The organism is Variovorax ureilyticus (genome assembly GCF_050632185.1).
GTDB lineage: Bacteria > Pseudomonadota > Gammaproteobacteria > Burkholderiales > Burkholderiaceae_C > Variovorax > Variovorax ureilyticus_A.
The window spans coordinates 489,669-504,420 of sequence record NZ_CP192579.1; the positions used below are offsets into that span (position 1 = coordinate 489,669).

The window sequence follows — 14,752 nt, forward strand, 5'->3', positions numbered from 1 at the left end:
GGCAGTCATGAAGGCCTGTGTCGACCTCGGCGGAACCAAGGTGGCGGTGAGCCTCGCCGTGGACAGCACCTCACCCCTCATCGGCCGCCACAGCGAGCCGACCGCCAAGACCGGCGACAACGACGCGGTCGCGGTGCAGATCATTCGCCTCATCGACCAGATCTGCGCCGAGCAGGGCATCGATGGCGGCAGCATCGACCGCGTCGGCGTCTCGTCCGCCGGGCCTTTCGAATTGCGCGATGGCATGGTCGAACTGGCCACGCCCAACATCTGCGGCGGCATCGCCGGCCCCGCGCGTGGATTGCCCAACCAATGGATGACCGCGCTGCTCGAAGCCCCCTGCGCCAGCGCTTCGCGCAGGTGCGCGTCGAGAACGACGCGGTCGCCGCGCTCGAAGCCGAGCGCCGCTGGGGCGCGCTCAAGGGCTTCGACCATTGCGCCTACGTCACCTGGAGCACCGGCGTCGGCGTCGGCCTCTGCGTCGATGGGCACGTGCTGCGCGGCAAGAACGGCAACGCCGGCCACGCGGGCCACAGCTTCGTTTCGGACGACGACAACCATGCGCTCTGCGGCTGCGGCAACCGTGGGGACGTGGAGGCGCTCGCGGCCGGCAACGGCATCGCGCGCCGCTTCGGCGAGCCCGCGGCCGATCTGTTCGCCGCCGCCGCGCGCGGCGACCCGAAGGCGCTCGCCACCACCGATGGGCTGTGCCGCGTGATGGGGCGCATGCTCTACAACCTCGTCGCCACGCTCGACCTGCAGCGCATCAGCCTCGGCGGCAGCGTGTTCTGGAACAACCGCGACTTCCTGCTGCCGCGCCTGCAGGCGCAGATCGACGGCAAGCTCGAAGCGCTCACGCGCGGTGCGCTGCTGGTGCCGGCGGGTTTGGGAGACAAGGTCGGGGACTACGGCGCGCTGGCGCTGGTGGACTGATCCCCACAGGAGCCCGCGCTCCCGGGCCGGTCGACGGTATCAGCAGTTGTGCAGATGCCCGCCGTGCAGTGCGATGTGCCTCACGTAGTTGCGCCACGCTTCCTGCGCAGCCCGGGCGCTGGCCTTCGCCGTTTCGATGGCGTGATCGGGCGCGGCGGCGCCGTCCTCCTTCAAGAACACCCTGAACGCCTCGTCGGCCGCGCGTTTCGCACGCCGGGCCATCGCGTCGGCCCTCGTCGCCTCTGCCCTGAGCCGGGCCGCATCGTCGTTGAACGTTTCCATGACACCCCCTTGATGCATGAATGTACGAATTAGGTATTCATCCGATGCGGCCCAGTGTAGGACTGTTGCCAAATGTGAGAAGCCCCCTGAAGTTGTAGGCGGGACGGACTACTGAATGCGCATACAGCGCGGCGCCCACTGCACTCAGCGCGCGTTCAGGCCGCCTTGCGCTGCATCGCCGCGCATTCGCTCGCGATCTCGCCGAGCCGGCGCAGGCCGGCCTCGATCGTCTCGGTGATCGGCCATCCGCAATTCAGGCGCAGGTAGTGATCGAAGCGCGACGAATTCGAGAACAGCGTGCCGGGCGCGATGAAGATCTTGTCGCGCAGGGCGAGGTCGAAGACGGTCATCGACGAGAGGCGATCGGGCAGTTCCACCCACAGTTGCAGTCCACCCGGCGGGTAGTTGAGCCGCGTGCCCGGGGGAAGTGCGCCGCGATCGCGTCGGCGGCCTGTTCGCGCTGCTGCCGCAGGTGTTCGCGCAGGCGGCGCAGATGGCGGTCGAAGGCACCGGTGTTCATGTATTCGCCGGCAGCCCATTGCGAGAGCTCTTCATTGCTGCGCGTCTGCGTGTACTTGAGCATCTCCACGCGGCTGTGCCAGCGGCCGGCCGAGATCCAGCCGAGGCGCAGGCCGGGCGCGAGGATTTTGTGCAGCGAGGCGCAGTGGATCACGTTGCCGCTGCGGTCCCATGACTTGATGGCGCGCGGCGGCGTGTCCATGTCGAGCAGTTCGCTGTAGGTGTCGTCCTCGATGAGCGCGACGCCGTGGCGCTCGCATAGCGCGACGAGGCGCTCCTTGTGCGCATCGGGCATCACGCTGCCGAGGGGGTTCTGCAGATGCGGCACGGTGACGACGGCCTTGATGTTGTCGTAGGCGTCGAGCGCCATCTCCAGCGCCTCGATCGACAGGCCGGTCTGCGGGCTGGTCGGGATTTCCAGCGCGCGCATGCCGAGGCTTTCGAGCACCTGCAGCAGGCCGTAGAAGGTCGGCGATTCGACCGCGACGGTGTCGCCGGGCTGGGCCACTGCGCGCAGGGCGAGGTTGAGCGCCTCGATGCAGCCGTTGGTGGTCAGCACTTCGTCGGGCGAGAGCCGCATGCCCACGCGCAGGCCGCGCCGCGCGGCGGTTTCGCGCAGGGGATTGAGGCTGCGCGATGGCGCGGCGGTGGTGAGGAGCAGGGGCTTCTGGCGCAGCAGCCGCATCATGATCGTGCGCAGCGCATCGCCGGGGTAGAGCTCGGGCGAGCCGCGCGCGGTGGAGAAATCGATGCGCACCTCGTTCTGCCGCCGGCGCGCGACGAAGTCGGACACCTTGGCGTGAATGCCGACGTATTGCGCCGGATCGGGCGCGACGTGGGTCGCGGGTTCTTCCATCGCCGCGATCGCGAGGCGGCGCGGGCGCTTGACGAAGTAGCCGGAGCGGTCGCGCGCCTCGACCCAGCCTTCGCTTTCCATGGCGCGGCACAGCTGCAGCGCGGTGGACAGGCTGATGTCGTGCATGCGCATCAGGCTGCGCAACGACGGCAACCGGTCGCCCGGCTTGAGCGCACCGGCGCCGATCGCATCGATGTAGTGCGTGGCGAGTTTCCGGTAGAGCGGCGGCGAATCCATACGGGGTGATGCTCTCTCGTCGCGCATCCTGAAAACAGATGCAGATTCGAGGCAAAGGGACCATAACAGATGACCTTGGCCGCATCTGTTTCGCTTCGTATGCCGCTTGGCTGTGCCTGTTTTTCGAGCGGCCGGATTCCTACGATGAAGCCATCCCCAACCGACTCGACGAGGTGTCTTCATGACGAGCGAATCTTCCGAAATCACCCCCTTCAGCCGGGCCAGGCGCTGCGCTTGGCCGTGGACGAGGGCTTCGCGGTGCGCGTGCTCGAGGGCAGCGTCCAGGTGGTGTCGCCGCCGTCATGGTTCGGCGAAAACGTGTTCAACGTGAAGTCGACAGTGCATGCGGAAGAGGCGCACGTGGTGGAGCGCGGCGGCTGGATCGAGATCGTGGCGCTGACGGCCGCGCGGGTGCAGGGACTGCCGCGTCCCGCGCCGCTGAACTATGTGAACACCACGCGGGTGGGGCGGCTGGTTCAGCTCCTCACGGGCGGGCTTGTGTGGCGGGGCTGACGAACGAAGTGAACTGCGTCACCTCGGTGCAGCGAACTCGTCACTCGTGCCCTGGCGGCCGTCTGCCTACATTGCACTGAAGCGGCGCGAATCCGTCGCGTCGCGCAGAGGGAAGCAGACACCATGAACCCGCGTGACCTCCTCTTCGCGATCTCCATGCTGCTGGTGATGATCGGCATGGCCCGCACGGGCGTGGCCTTCGCCGACGACTGGGTCTGCCTGACTTGCGCCGAGATCGAGGTCAGCCTGATCGGCAAGGGCGTGCAGTGGAAGAACCTCGCAAGCGGCACGCTGCCACACTGGGAGTTCCGCCGCGACGGTTCCGTCGCGGCAAGCCGATGGGGGTGAAGCGCACAGCCGGCTCAGGCCAGCGCACGGTGCGCGAATTCCTCGCGCAACATCTTCGCCGCCGCGACCATCGCGCGCAGCTTGCCGATCGCCGAGTCGCGCGGCAAATATTTCATGCCGCAGTCGGGCGCGAGGATCACGTTCTCGGGCGAGATGTAGGGCAGCGCGCGGCGGATGCGACCGGCGATCGTTTCGGGCGATTCCACCGCCGGGTCCGAGAGGTCGATGCAGCCCACCATCACGCGCTTGCCTTCGAGCTCTCTGAGCACCGCGCAGTCGAGCTTCGATTGCGCGGTCTCGATGGACACCTGCTTGCAACTGCATTGCGCGAGTTCGGGCAGGAAGGAATAGCCGCTCGGCCGCTCGTGGATGATCGCCGCGTAGCCGAAGCAGATATGCACGGCGGTCGTGCCGGTGATCCCTTCGAGCGCACGGTTGAGCGCCTTGAGTCCGTACTGCCGTGCCTTCTCGGGCCGCGCCTGCATGTAGGGCTCGTCGATCTGCACCACGTCCGCGCCGGCCGCGAACAGATCGCGGATCTCGGCGTTGACCGCGGCGGCGTAGTCCATCGCGGCTTCTTCCTCGCTCGCGTAGTAGTCGTTCTGCGCCTGCTGGAGCATGGTGAAGGGGCCGGGCACGGTGATCTTGACCTGCCGGTCGGTGTGGGCGCGCAGGAACTTCAGGTCGTCCACCTCCACGGCATGCCGCCGCGAGATCCTGCCGACGATGCGCGGCACCGGGTTCGGATGACCCGAGCGATCGAGCGCGGTGCCGGGGTTGTCGAGGTCCACGCCGTCGAGCGCGGTCGCGAAGCGGTTCGAATAGCTCTCGCGGCGGATCTCGCCGTCGCTCAGGATGTCGAGGCCCGCTTCTTCCTGCACGCGGATCGCCATGAGCGTGGCGTCGTTCTGTGCTTCTTCGAGGTATTCGGGCGCGACGCGCCACAGCTCGCGTGCCCGCACGCGCGGCGGGAAGCGGCCCGCGAGCTTGGCGCGATCGATGAGCCAGTCGGGCTGCGGAAAGCTGCCGACGATGGTGGTGGGGAAGAGCATGGCTTGCCTCCGGGCTTGGGGTTCAGACGCCGAGATAGGCGCGCTGGATTTCGGGTCGCGCCAGGAGATCGTCCGGCGCACCTTCGGCCACGACGCGGCCTTCTTCGAGCACATAGGCGCGGTGCGAAACGTCCATCGCCATGGTCACGTTCTGCTCGACGAGCAGCACCGCCATGCCGCCGGCGTTGATGCGCCGGATCGCCGCGAACATGTCGTGCACGATCAGCGGCGACAGGCCGAGCGAGGGTTCGTCGAGCAGCAGGAGGCTCGGCCGCGCCATCAGCGCGCGTGCGATCGCGACCATCTGCTGCTGCCCGCCCGAAAGCTCGCCGGCCGGGCTCGCGAGCTTCTCGCGGATCACCGGGAAGAGCGAGATGACTTCGTCGAGCGTCTCGCGCCGCTGCGACTTTGCGCGCGGCAGGTAGCTGCCCAGTTCGAGGTTCTCCAGCACGCTCATGCCGGTGAAGAGCCGCCGCCCCTCGGGCACCAGCGCGATGCCGGCCTCGCAGAAGCGGTGCGGCGGCAGGCGGGTGATGTCCTGTCCGTTGAAACGGATGCTGCCGCCGCGCGCGCGCAGGATCCCCGCGATCGTGTTGATCAGCGTGGTCTTGCCCGCGCCGTTGGGGCCGACCACGCACAGCAGCTCGCCGGGCCGTACATCGAGCGACACGCCCCACAACGCCGGCGCGGCGCCGTAGGCCACCTGGAGATCGCGCACTTCAAGCATGGGCTTTCCCCAGGTAGGCTGTCATGACATCGGGCCGCCGCATCACCTCGGCCGCGGGACCTTCGGCCAGGAGCTCGCCGTGGTTGAAGACCACGATGCGATCGGTCAGCGCCATCACCGCGCGCATCACGTGCTCGACGAAGACGATGGTCGAGCCCTGGTCGCGGATGCGGCGGATCAGCGCCACCGCATCGTCGATCTCGCTCGGCGTGAGGCCGCACAGCACCTCGTCGAGCAGCACCAGCCGCGGCCGCGAGGCGAGCGCGCGTGCGAGTTCGAGGAACTTGCGCTGGTGCAGATTGAGGTCGTCGGGCCGGGCATCGGCCTTGTCCTGCAGGCCGGTGAATTCGAGCCAGGTCATGGCCTGCCTGCGCGCGGTGTCCGGGTCGCCGATTGCGCCGCCGAACATCGTCGCGATCGCCACGTTCTGCAGCACGCTCAGGTGCGCGAAGGGGCGCGGGATCTGGTAGGTGCGCGCGATGCCGCTGCCGGCGATGCAGTGCGCGGGCAGGCCGTCGAGCGAACGGCCCTCGAACGCGATCGTGCCGCCGCTCGGCGTGTAGTGGCCGCTGACGACGTTGATGAAGGTGGACTTGCCCGAGCCGTTCGGCCCGAGCAGGCCAAGGATCTCGCCTTGACGGACATCGACATCGACACCGGCCAATGCGCGCACGCCCTTGAAGGACTTGGCGAGGCCGCGCACGCGCAGCAGCGGTTCGCCTTGCGATGCGACAGGTGCAGCACGGGTGGGAACCTCCGGCGGCTGGATCGCGCTCGGCGTCGCAACCGGCGTCGTCGACGGCGCGGGCCGGCGATGGCGCCGGAAGCGCTCCAGGATGCCCTCCGGCATGAACAGGATCGCCGCGATCAGGATCACGCCGATCAGCGCCTTGCCCGCGACCGCGTGGTCCGCCGCAGTGAAGCTGTAGAGCAGCCCGGTGATCGCGACCGCGCCGATGGCCGGTCCGGCCCAGTGGCGGGTGCCGCCGAGCACGCTCATCAGCACCACCGTGAGCGGTACCGCGATGGTGAAGACCTCGCCCGCGGTCACGTACGAAAGGAACAGCGCATGGATGCCGCCCGCAACGCCCGCCAGCGCGCACGAGATGGCGAGCGCGTAGAGCTTGTAGCGGTAGGTGGGCACGCCCATCACCTCGGCGGCGTCCTCGTCGTCGTGGATCGCGAACAGGCCCGCGCCGAACTTCGACACCTGGATGCCCCAGGCAATCAGCAGCGTGACCACCGCGGCCGCGAGCGCGAGCAGGTAGAAGGTCGACGATTGCGTGGGTCCGATCTTCGGCACCGGCACGCCGGAAAGCGGCACGCCCGAGCCGCCGTCGAGCGGCGTGTTGACCACGATGGTGCCGATCACGAGCGTGACCGCGAGCGTGAGCAGCGCGAAGAGCTCGCCGCGCACACCCTTCACGCGGAACACGATCGCGCCGAGCGCGACGCCGATCAGCGCGGCCGCCAGCGCGGCGACGGGCAGCGTCCACAGGAAGGGCCAGTCGTAGCGCGCCATCAGGTTCGCGCTGGTGTAGATGCCCGTGCCGAAGAACGCGCCGTGGCCGAAGGAGAAGTAGCCCGAGTAGCCCGACAGGATGTTCCACGAGGTCGCGAGCACCACCCAGTGCAGCGCGAGGTAGAGCAGCGAGTCGTAGAAGGCCGGCAGGCCGAGATGCGGCACGAAGGCCAGCGCCACGCCGGCCGCGAGGATCGCGAGCGGCGTGCGCTTCATGAACCGGCCTGCCGCGCGCGGCGTCGCGGGCGCGGTTGCCAGGGTCTGTGTGAGCGTGCTCATGTTCTGGGTCGGAAGAGCAGGATGAAGATCAGCAGCGTGAAGGACACGATCGGCGCCCACGAAGGCGCAGTCACCGCCATCGTCACGGCCTCGCTCACGCCGATCAGCGTGCCCGCGATCAGCGGCCCGAGCGCACTGCCGAGCCCGCCGAGCATGACCGCCGCGAAGACCACGCCGACCCAGGCGTACATCTGCGAGGGCGCAAGCGTGAAGCTCAGTGCGAGGCACACGCCGGCCACGCTCGCGAGCGCGGAGCAGGTGCCGGCGAGCAAGAGGCCGAGCGCCTTCTCGTTGACGCCGAAGGCCGCCGCGACCGGCGCATCCTGCGCGGCCGCGCGCATCGCCTTGCCCAGGTCGGTGAAGCGCAGCGCACCCCACACCGCGAAGGCGATGCCGATCGCGAGCAGCAGCGTGATGAGTTCCGGCACCGGCACGAACAGCTCGCCGATCTTGAACTTCTGCTGCGCGTAGCTCGATTCGAGCTTGCGGAAGTCGGCGGTCCAGATCGACTGGATGATGCTTTCGACGATGCCCATGAGCCCGAAGGTGAGCAACAGCGAATTGAACGGCGTCACCGCGAAGCGCGCCATCACCCAGTGCAGGGCGGCTCCGAGCACGAAGAAGAGCGGCACGATGACGACGAGCGTCAGCAGCGGGTCCATGCCCATCGTCGCCAGCTGGTAGCAGAGGTAGGCGGCGAGAAACGCGAACGCGAAGTGCGCGAGGTTGATGAGCCGCAGGAGGCCCCAGCTCAGGCTGAGGCCGAGGCCCATCAGTCCGTACAGCGCGCCGACGAAGATGCCCGACAGGATCGACTGGGACAGCAGAGAAAGGCTTGGGAGCGTGAAGCCCGACATGTCAGAGTCCCTTGACTTCGGATGATGAACGCAGGGATGCGTCGGGGGCGCGTGGCGAGGACGCAGGGCGGTCCCCTCCGCGAATGTCCCCCGGCTTCGCCTCCTCCTTTATTTCGCTGCGGGGACCACCCTGCATCCTCCCCACGGGAAGCGGCGTGCTCTGCGCAGAGATCAACCACCGCCGTGACGGATCGCGACGATGGTGTGCTCTGCGCAGCGAAATAAAGGAGGAGCCCGAAGGGCGGGGGACATTCGCGGAGCAGAGTACGCCGTCGGCGCGATCCCGCGCCAACCCCCGAGCCTGAGACTGAACTTCTGGTTCACGGCGTCAGCAGTTTCGCGCCACCGGACGTGACCTCCTTGGGCCAGACGACAACCCACTTGCCATCCTGGATCTGCTTGATGCGCATCAGGTCGTCGCCGAAGTTGCCGACGCCGTCGAAGTGCAGCTTGCCCTGGATGGTGTCGACCTTGTGCGTCTTCAGGTAGTTGGCGATGGCCTTGTCGTCCAGGCTCTTGGTGCCGACGATGCCCGCTTCCAGGATCTGCCACGCGGTGTACGAAGCCGCGGCCTGTGTCTCGACCGAGGTGTCGGTGAAGCCGGCCTTGGCCGCGCGCTCGCGGTAGAGCTTGACGAACTCGGCCGCGCCGTAGTTGCTGGTGAAGGGCGGCTGGTCCTCGAAGATCGTGGCTGACAGCGCGTTCTTCGCTTCCGGCGCGGCCAGCAGCGGGCCGGGCGATGGGTAGAGATAGAAGTGCTGCGGCGGCACATAGTCGATCTTCTTCATCGCGTCGAGCAGCAGGTTGCCGTCCAGGCCGATCGCGCCGACCCAGACGAAGTCGGGCTTCGCGTCCTTGATGCGGTTGGCGATGGGGCCGAAGTCGCGGTTGCCGAAATCCCATTCGAGGAACAGCACCTCGGTGAGGCCGCGCTTCTTGAGCACCTCGCGCGCGCCCGCGCTCATGAACTGGATCGACGGGAACTTGCTCGTCACCACCGCCACCGTCTTCGGCGGCTTGGGCGATGCGGCGAGCGCATCGAAGAGCGTGTTCGGCACGGTGGTCGCCGGGTCGGAGCCGATCGACCACGCCGGGAACTGCATGTCGTACTTGGCGAGCGACGGAATGCCCAGCGTGTGATGGACCAGCACCTTGTTGTAGCGCTGCGCTACGCCCATCGCGGAGAGGATCGCGCCGGTGGCGTACGGGCCCATCAGCAGGTCGACCTTGTCGGCGGTGACGAGCTGTTCGTAAAGCGTGCGCGCGAGATCGGGCTTGGACTGGTCGTCCTTCACGACCCACTCGACCGGCCGCCCGAGCAGGCCGCCGCGCTTGTTCACCTGCTCGATGTAGATGTCGCCCACCAGCTTGTGGATCTGCGCCGTGGCCGAGAGCGGTCCGGTGAGCGCGAGCGTGCTGCCGATGCGGATCGGCTGCCCCGTGGGCGTCTGCGCCATCGAGATGCCGGCCGCCGCGAGTGCGATCGCGGCCACTGCGCTGCGCCGTCCGATGCCATTGGATTGCTGCGTCTTCATGGTTCTTGTCTCCTGTGGTTTCTTCTATCGGAATCAGTCGACCTGCGCGCCGGAGCGCTTGACCAGCTCGGCCCACTTGCCGAGCTCGGTCTTGTTGAAGGGCAGCATCTCGTCGGCGCGCAGGTCGCGCGATTCGATGCCCTGGTCGCGCAGGCGTGCCATCACCTCGGGTCGGGCCAGCGCGGCGCTCGCGCCGGTGCGCAGTTGCGCGAGCGTGGCCGCGGGCGTTGCGGCGGGCGCATACAGCATGAACCACGCGACCAGATCGAAATCGGCGACACCCTGCTCCATCAGCGTGGGCACGTCGCTCGCGGCGGCGCTGCGGACCGCGCCGCTCGCGCCGAGCGCGCGCAGCTTGCCGGCCTTGATCTGCGGCAGCACCGCGGCCGGGTGATAGAACATGAAGTCCACCTGCGAGGCCATCACGCTGGTGAGCGCGACCGCGCCTTCCTTGTAGGGGACGTGGATCATCTTGCCGCCGAGCCGCTGCGCGAGCAGCTCGCCCGCGAGGTGGCCCGAGGTGCCGTTGCCGGCCGAGGCGAAAGTGATGCCGGCCGGCTTCGCGGCAGCCTGTGCGAGATCGTGCAGCGACCTGATCGGCGAATCCGCGGCCACGACCAGCAGGGTCGGCGTGTAGCCGATGAAGGCGACGGGCGCGAAGTCGCGCACCGGGTCGTAGGGCAGACGGGTGTAGAGCGCCGCGTTGATCGCATGCGTGCCGACCGTGCCCATGACCAGCGTGCGGCCGTCGGGCGCGGCCTTGGCGACGAGGTCGGTTCCGGTCGAGCCGCCCGCGCCCGCGCGGTTGTCGACGATCACCGGCTGCTGCAGGTTCTTGCCGAGCGCCTCGGCGACGACGCGGCCGACGGTGTCGGTCGTGGTGCCGGCGCCGAAGGGCACGACCATGCGGATCGGCGGGCGGTCCTGTGCGTGCGCGATGCCGGCGATCAGTGCACCGCCGATCAGTGCGGCGATGAACCGGCGTCGTGTGTCGTGCGGGTTCATGCGGCGCCTCCTTGCTGGCGGGGCTTCACTCGCCCCTGCAATGCGGCGCGGATCTCTTCGTTGTGCTCGCCGAGCACCGGCGGCGGCCGCACATCGAGCGCGCGCTGACCGTCGAAGCTCACCGGCGAACGCACCGTGCGGAAAAGCCCCATCACCGGATGCTCGGCCGAGGTCATGAGCTGGAGGTGCTTCGCCTGCGGGTCTTCGAGCGCCTCGCTGGTGTCGTACATCGGCGCGTTCGGGACGTCCTCGCGCTGCAGGCGGCGGCACCATTCGTCGCGCGGCTGTTTGCGGAAGCGCTCGCCGAGCAGTTCGATCAGTGTCTCCTGGTTCGCGATGCGCGCCTCGCGCGTGGCGAAGCGCGGGTCCTCGAAGATGTCCGGCTGCTCGATGGCGGTTGCCAGCCCGCGCCAGAACTTCTCGGGCGAGGACATGTGCAGCGCGATCCACTTGCCGTCCGCGCAGCGCAGCACATACGACTGCGAAACGCTCGGCCGGCTGTAGGGCCCCATCACCTCGTCGACCTGGAAGTAATGCGTGAAGGCATCGAGATTGAAGTGCGCCATCGCCTCCAGCATCGACACCTCGACCAGGCGGCCCAGACCGGTGCGGCTGCGCTCGAACAGTGCGCCGAGCACGCCATAGGCGGCATAGAAGCCGGTGAGCGAATCGGCGATCGCGGGGCCGACCACGCGCGGATTCTCGGGGTTGATCAGCAGGTTGAGAAAGCCGCTCGCGGCCTGTGCGACGGTGTCGTAAGCCGGCCGGTCGGCCGCCGGGCCGGTCGGGCCGAAGCCGCTGATCGAGCAGTAGATGAGCTTCGGGTTGAGCTTGCGCAGCCGGTCCGCGCCGACGCCGAGTTTTTCGGCCACGCCGGGGCGGAAGTTCTGGATGTAGACGTCGGCATCGGCGATCAGCGCGTCGAACACCGCGCGGTCGTCGGCGCTCCGGGTGTCGAGCGTGATGCTGCGCTTGTTGCGGTTGTAGGTCTGGAAGTGCGGGCTGTAGAGGCCATCCTTGAAGGCGCGGAACGGGTCGCCCGTCTTGGGCTGTTCCACCTTGATCACATCCGCGCCGAGATCGCCGAGCAGCATGCCGGCCGCCGGCCCCGTGATGAAGGTGCCTTGCTCGACGACCTTGAGGCCTTGAAGCACAGGGATCATTCGTGCGTCCCGAAACCAGGCGGCAGTGCCCCGTCGTACTGCATCTCGCGCGTGGCCTGGTAGGACAGCGCGAAGCCGATCGGCTGCCGGATCTCCTCGTACAGCTGCGCGATCAACCCGGCGGTGCGCGCGAGGATCGGCACGCCCCGGAGCGCTTCCACCGGAAAGCCCGCACCCAGAAGCACCGCCGGGATCGCGCCCGAGACGTTGAGCTTGAGCGGCTTGCCGAGCACCTCGGGCATCACGGCCTCGGCCGCGCTGGCGATCTCGACGAAGCGTTGATCGGTTCCCGCCGACTTCGAAACGGCGAACAGCGCGTCGACCCGCGCATCGCGTTCCTTGTGCAGCGGATGGCCGTAGCCCGGGATCGAGCGCCCCGCCGCGCGCCACGCCTTCATCACGTCGAGCGCTGCGACCGAGAGCGGCTTGCCGGTGTTCGCGAGTGCGTCGATCTCGCTGTACATGCGGCCTGCGGTTTCCGATGCGCCGAGGATCACCGACCCGCAGCCGAGGATGCCCGCCGCCACCGCGCCCTGCAGCGCATCGGGCGCCGCGGCGAAGGTCATGCGCGCGGCCTGCACGCTCGGCACCAGCCCGTGGTCCGCGATCGCGACCAGCGTGGCGTTCAGCACCTCGGACTGGGCAGGCGTGGGGCGCTGGCCGGTCAGCAGGAAGAAGAAGTGGTCGACGAAGGAGATCTTGCCGATCAGGTCCTTCGACAGGTCCTGCCCGCGGATGACGATGGTGTGCGCGTCCGACGTGCTGATCGCCGTGCGCGGCACGGTCGCTTTTCCGATCTTCATAGGCACCCCCATGCGCCTTCGGCGCTCCCCTCGAGGGGGCGCACCCGGCGGCCCGGCGAAGCCGGTTCCGCGGGTGCCCTGGGGTGAGTTGCTTCAGTTTCATAAGGCTTGGTTTGAAATGGATGAGGGGTGGGTGCATCAAGCTGTCGCGGGCGCGAGCCGCACGTCGAAGCTCGCGGAGTGATAGGGCACGCCCATCTCGCGGCCGTCCACCGCCTTGCCCGGCGGATGGGTCTCGAAGTCGACGACCAGGCTGTCGCGCTTGCCGAAGACCGCGTCGGCGTCGATGTAGGGGCTGCCGCCGACGAAGACCTGCGTGGTCAGCGTCACGTAGCCCGGCGCGGAGACCTGCAGATGCAGATGGCCCGGGCGGTAGATGCTGCGGTCGGTGGCGCGCATCATGTCGCCGACCGGGCCGTCGTCCGGGATCGGGTAGTAGTTGGGGCGGATCGACCAGAACCAGTAGCGGCCCTGCGCGTCGGTGCGCAAGCGCCCGCGCGCCTGCATCGACGGCTCGCTGCTGAGCTGCACGTCGTACTTGCCGTGCCCGTCGCCGGACCAGACGTCGAGCAGCGCGCCCGCGAGCGGCTGGCCGTCGCAGTCGGTCACGCGCCCCATGTAGAAGGTGGGCTCGCCCCTCGCGCCGTTCGCGATGTCGCCGCCCAGCGGCACGTCGGGCGCACCGGGCCAGTAGAACGGGCCTTCGACGGTGGCCTCGGTCGCCTCGGTCGCACCCTTGGCCTGGCTGGCCCGGGCCTGCGCCAGCGCGACCACCATCATCGAGAGGCCCAGCGTGTCCGACAGAAGAATGAACTCGGGCCGCTTGTCGGTCGAGATCTGTCCCGTGGCATTGAGGAAGTTCAGCCCCGCGAGCCACTCCTCGGGCTTGAGATCGACTTCGCGCGCGAAGGCGTGCAGGTGCTTGACCAGCGCCGTCATCAGCTCGCGCAGGCGGGGGTCGGGGGTCTTGGCAAAGGCATCGAGCACGTCGCGCGTGATGCCGTCCTGGTTGTATTCCGACATGGTGTTTGTCTCCTGTCCCGGCGTCATCGAGCGCCGATGGCCGGGACGATAGGGCGGCGACCCGCGCCCGACAAATGATGAATTTCCATCGATATCATCGATGGCATCGATCATTCGTGGGGGTTTCCATGGAGATGAGGCATCTGCGCTACTTCGTCGCACTGGCCGACTGCCTGAGCTTCACGCGGGCGGCGGAGCGGGTGCACGTCACCCAGTCGACGCTCTCGCACCAGATCCGCCAGCTCGAGGAGGAGCTCGGCCAGCCGCTCTTCGAGCGCATCGGCAAGAAGGTGGTGACCACCGAGGCGGGCGAGTTGCTGCGCGGGTTTGCGTCACGCGCATTGCGCGAGGTCGATCAGGGCGTGGCGCTGCTCAAGCCCGATGCGGGCAACCTCACGGGGCAAGTGCGCATCGGTGCCACGCACACCTTCAACATGGGGCTGATTCCGGAATGCGTAGCGCTCTTCCTCGCGCGGCATCCCACGGTGCGCATCAGCGTGGAGGAGCTCTCGGCCGAGGTGATCTGCTCGCGCCTGCGCGCGGGCGAGCTCGACCTGGGCATCGCCTACCGGCCCGAGGACCCGACGGACCTGTGGTTCGAACCGCTCTACAACGAGGAGATGGTGCTCGTCGTGTCGAACACTCATCCGCTCGCGGGCCGCAAGCGCATCCGCATGGTGGAGCTGCACCGGCAGGACCTCGTGCTGCTGGGGAAGTCGTTCTCCACGCGCACGATGATCGACGAGTGCTTCAGCGCCTGCGGCGCCGAGCCGACGGTGGTGGCGGAAATGTCGACCGTCGCGCCGATGCTCGGGCTGGTCGCGCGCACGCAGATCGGCGCCATCGTCGCGATCAACGCGGTGCCCGAGGGCATGTCGGGGCTCGCCGTGATCCCGCTCGAAAGTCCGACGCCGACGCGCACGCCGGGCATCCTCTGGCGGCTCGGCGAAACCAAGCCGGTGTTCATCCAGTCCTTCGCGGTGATCCTGCGCAAGACGGCGCTGGGGAACAGCCTGCGGCGGGAGAAGGTGGGCGTGCGGGTGAACGAGAAGCGGGCGGGGCGGCGGGTGGGCGAGCGCGCGCGCTGAGTACGCCACG

Annotated in this window: 13 protein-coding genes and 2 pseudogenes; 4 read left to right on the forward strand and 11 right to left on the reverse strand. The window is 68.4% G+C overall.

Annotated features, from left to right (window positions below; genetic code table 11):
* The first annotated feature begins 7 nt into the window (after nt 1–7).
* Nucleotides 8–933: pseudogene (locus tag ACQ858_RS02280) on the forward strand (ROK family protein).
* Nucleotides 934–972: 39 nt separating this feature from the next.
* Here ACQ858_RS02280 and ACQ858_RS02285 read toward each other — a convergent pair.
* Both ACQ858_RS02285 and ACQ858_RS02290 read right to left on the reverse strand, forming a co-directional pair.
* Nucleotides 973–1,215: a hypothetical protein gene (locus ACQ858_RS02285; RefSeq protein ID WP_431275230.1), complete on the reverse strand. Its 243-nt coding sequence runs from the start codon at nt 1,213–1,215 to the stop codon at nt 973–975.
* 155 nt (nt 1,216–1,370) lie between these two features.
* Nucleotides 1,371–2,827: pseudogene (locus ACQ858_RS02290) on the reverse strand (PLP-dependent aminotransferase family protein).
* Between the two features lie 234 nt (nt 2,828–3,061).
* Between ACQ858_RS02290 and ACQ858_RS02295 the strand changes: the two are divergent.
* Entirely contained in the window at nt 3,062–3,340 is a 279-nt protein-coding gene (locus ACQ858_RS02295) for a hypothetical protein (RefSeq protein ID WP_431275231.1), read from the forward strand.
* A gap of 123 nt (nt 3,341–3,463) precedes the next feature.
* Nucleotides 3,464–3,688 (forward strand): hypothetical protein, encoded by a 225-nt coding sequence (locus ACQ858_RS02300; RefSeq protein ID WP_431275232.1) that lies wholly within the window; start codon nt 3,464–3,466, stop codon nt 3,686–3,688.
* Nucleotides 3,689–3,702: 14 nt separating this feature from the next.
* Here ACQ858_RS02300 and ACQ858_RS02305 read toward each other — a convergent pair whose 3' ends face one another.
* The 9 genes from ACQ858_RS02305 to ACQ858_RS02345 form a co-directional block, all read right to left on the reverse strand.
* Nucleotides 3,703–4,740 (reverse strand): uroporphyrinogen decarboxylase family protein, encoded by a 1,038-nt coding sequence (locus ACQ858_RS02305; RefSeq protein WP_431275233.1) that lies wholly within the window; start codon nt 4,738–4,740, stop codon nt 3,703–3,705.
* A gap of 22 nt (nt 4,741–4,762) precedes the next feature.
* The gene (locus ACQ858_RS02310; RefSeq protein WP_431275234.1) at nt 4,763–5,467 is read right to left on the reverse strand and encodes an ABC transporter ATP-binding protein; all 705 of its coding nucleotides are present in this window, start codon (nt 5,465–5,467) and stop codon (nt 4,763–4,765) included.
* Complete coding sequence (locus tag ACQ858_RS02315) at nt 5,460–7,268, reverse strand: ABC transporter permease subunit (protein ID WP_431275235.1); 1,809 nt, start codon at nt 7,266–7,268, stop codon at nt 5,460–5,462. The genes ACQ858_RS02310 and ACQ858_RS02315 overlap by 8 nt, the downstream gene beginning before the upstream one ends.
* On the reverse strand, nt 7,265–8,125 hold the full coding sequence (locus ACQ858_RS02320) for a branched-chain amino acid ABC transporter permease (RefSeq protein WP_431275236.1): 861 nt from the start codon (nt 8,123–8,125) through the stop codon (nt 7,265–7,267). Before ACQ858_RS02320 ends, ACQ858_RS02315 begins: the two co-directional genes overlap by 4 nt.
* A gap of 320 nt (nt 8,126–8,445) precedes the next feature.
* Nucleotides 8,446–9,660, reverse strand: coding sequence for an amino acid ABC transporter substrate-binding protein (locus tag ACQ858_RS02325; RefSeq protein WP_431275237.1), 1,215 nt, complete (start codon nt 9,658–9,660; stop codon nt 8,446–8,448).
* Nucleotides 9,661–9,693: 33 nt separating this feature from the next.
* Nucleotides 9,694–10,665, reverse strand: a complete 972-nt coding sequence (locus tag ACQ858_RS02330; RefSeq protein WP_431275238.1) for a Bug family tripartite tricarboxylate transporter substrate binding protein — start codon at nt 10,663–10,665, stop codon at nt 9,694–9,696.
* Nucleotides 10,662–11,828, reverse strand: coding sequence for a CaiB/BaiF CoA transferase family protein (locus ACQ858_RS02335; protein WP_431275239.1), 1,167 nt, complete (start codon nt 11,826–11,828; stop codon nt 10,662–10,664). Before ACQ858_RS02335 ends, ACQ858_RS02330 begins: the two co-directional genes overlap by 4 nt.
* Nucleotides 11,825–12,631, reverse strand: a complete 807-nt coding sequence (locus ACQ858_RS02340) for a citryl-CoA lyase (protein WP_431275240.1) — start codon at nt 12,629–12,631, stop codon at nt 11,825–11,827. The genes ACQ858_RS02335 and ACQ858_RS02340 overlap by 4 nt, the downstream gene beginning before the upstream one ends.
* Nucleotides 12,632–12,769: 138 nt before the next feature.
* Nucleotides 12,770–13,654 carry a dioxygenase gene (locus ACQ858_RS02345; RefSeq protein ID WP_431275241.1) on the reverse strand — a complete coding sequence of 295 codons (885 nt, stop codon included), beginning with the start codon at nt 13,652–13,654 and terminating at the stop codon, nt 12,770–12,772.
* Nucleotides 13,655–13,782: 128 nt separating this feature from the next.
* On the opposite strand from ACQ858_RS02345, the gene ACQ858_RS02350 reads away from it, so the two are divergent.
* The gene (locus tag ACQ858_RS02350; RefSeq protein WP_431275242.1) at nt 13,783–14,742 is read left to right on the forward strand and encodes a LysR substrate-binding domain-containing protein; all 960 of its coding nucleotides are present in this window, start codon (nt 13,783–13,785) and stop codon (nt 14,740–14,742) included.
* Nucleotides 14,743–14,752 lie beyond the last annotated feature (10 nt).

Coding starts and splice junctions, on each gene's coding strand:
- ACQ858_RS02285 (WP_431275230.1), bottom strand. CDS start 1,215: ATGGAAACGTTCAACGACGATGCGGCCCGGCTCAGGGCAGAGGCGACG.
- ACQ858_RS02300 (WP_431275232.1), top strand. CDS start 3,464: ATGAACCCGCGTGACCTCCTCTTCGCGATCTCCATGCTGCTGGTGATG.
- ACQ858_RS02305 (WP_431275233.1), bottom strand. CDS start 4,740: ATGCTCTTCCCCACCACCATCGTCGGCAGCTTTCCGCAGCCCGACTGG.
- ACQ858_RS02310 (WP_431275234.1), bottom strand. CDS start 5,467: ATGCTTGAAGTGCGCGATCTCCAGGTGGCCTACGGCGCCGCGCCGGCG.
- ACQ858_RS02315 (WP_431275235.1), bottom strand. CDS start 7,268: ATGAGCACGCTCACACAGACCCTGGCAACCGCGCCCGCGACGCCGCGC.
- ACQ858_RS02320 (WP_431275236.1), bottom strand. CDS start 8,125: ATGTCGGGCTTCACGCTCCCAAGCCTTTCTCTGCTGTCCCAGTCGATC.
- ACQ858_RS02325 (WP_431275237.1), bottom strand. CDS start 9,660: ATGAAGACGCAGCAATCCAATGGCATCGGACGGCGCAGCGCAGTGGCC.
- ACQ858_RS02330 (WP_431275238.1), bottom strand. CDS start 10,665: ATGAACCCGCACGACACACGACGCCGGTTCATCGCCGCACTGATCGGC.
- ACQ858_RS02335 (WP_431275239.1), bottom strand. CDS start 11,828: ATGATCCCTGTGCTTCAAGGCCTCAAGGTCGTCGAGCAAGGCACCTTC.
- ACQ858_RS02340 (WP_431275240.1), bottom strand. CDS start 12,631: ATGAAGATCGGAAAAGCGACCGTGCCGCGCACGGCGATCAGCACGTCG.
- ACQ858_RS02345 (WP_431275241.1), bottom strand. CDS start 13,654: ATGTCGGAATACAACCAGGACGGCATCACGCGCGACGTGCTCGATGCC.
- ACQ858_RS02350 (WP_431275242.1), top strand. CDS start 13,783: ATGGAGATGAGGCATCTGCGCTACTTCGTCGCACTGGCCGACTGCCTG.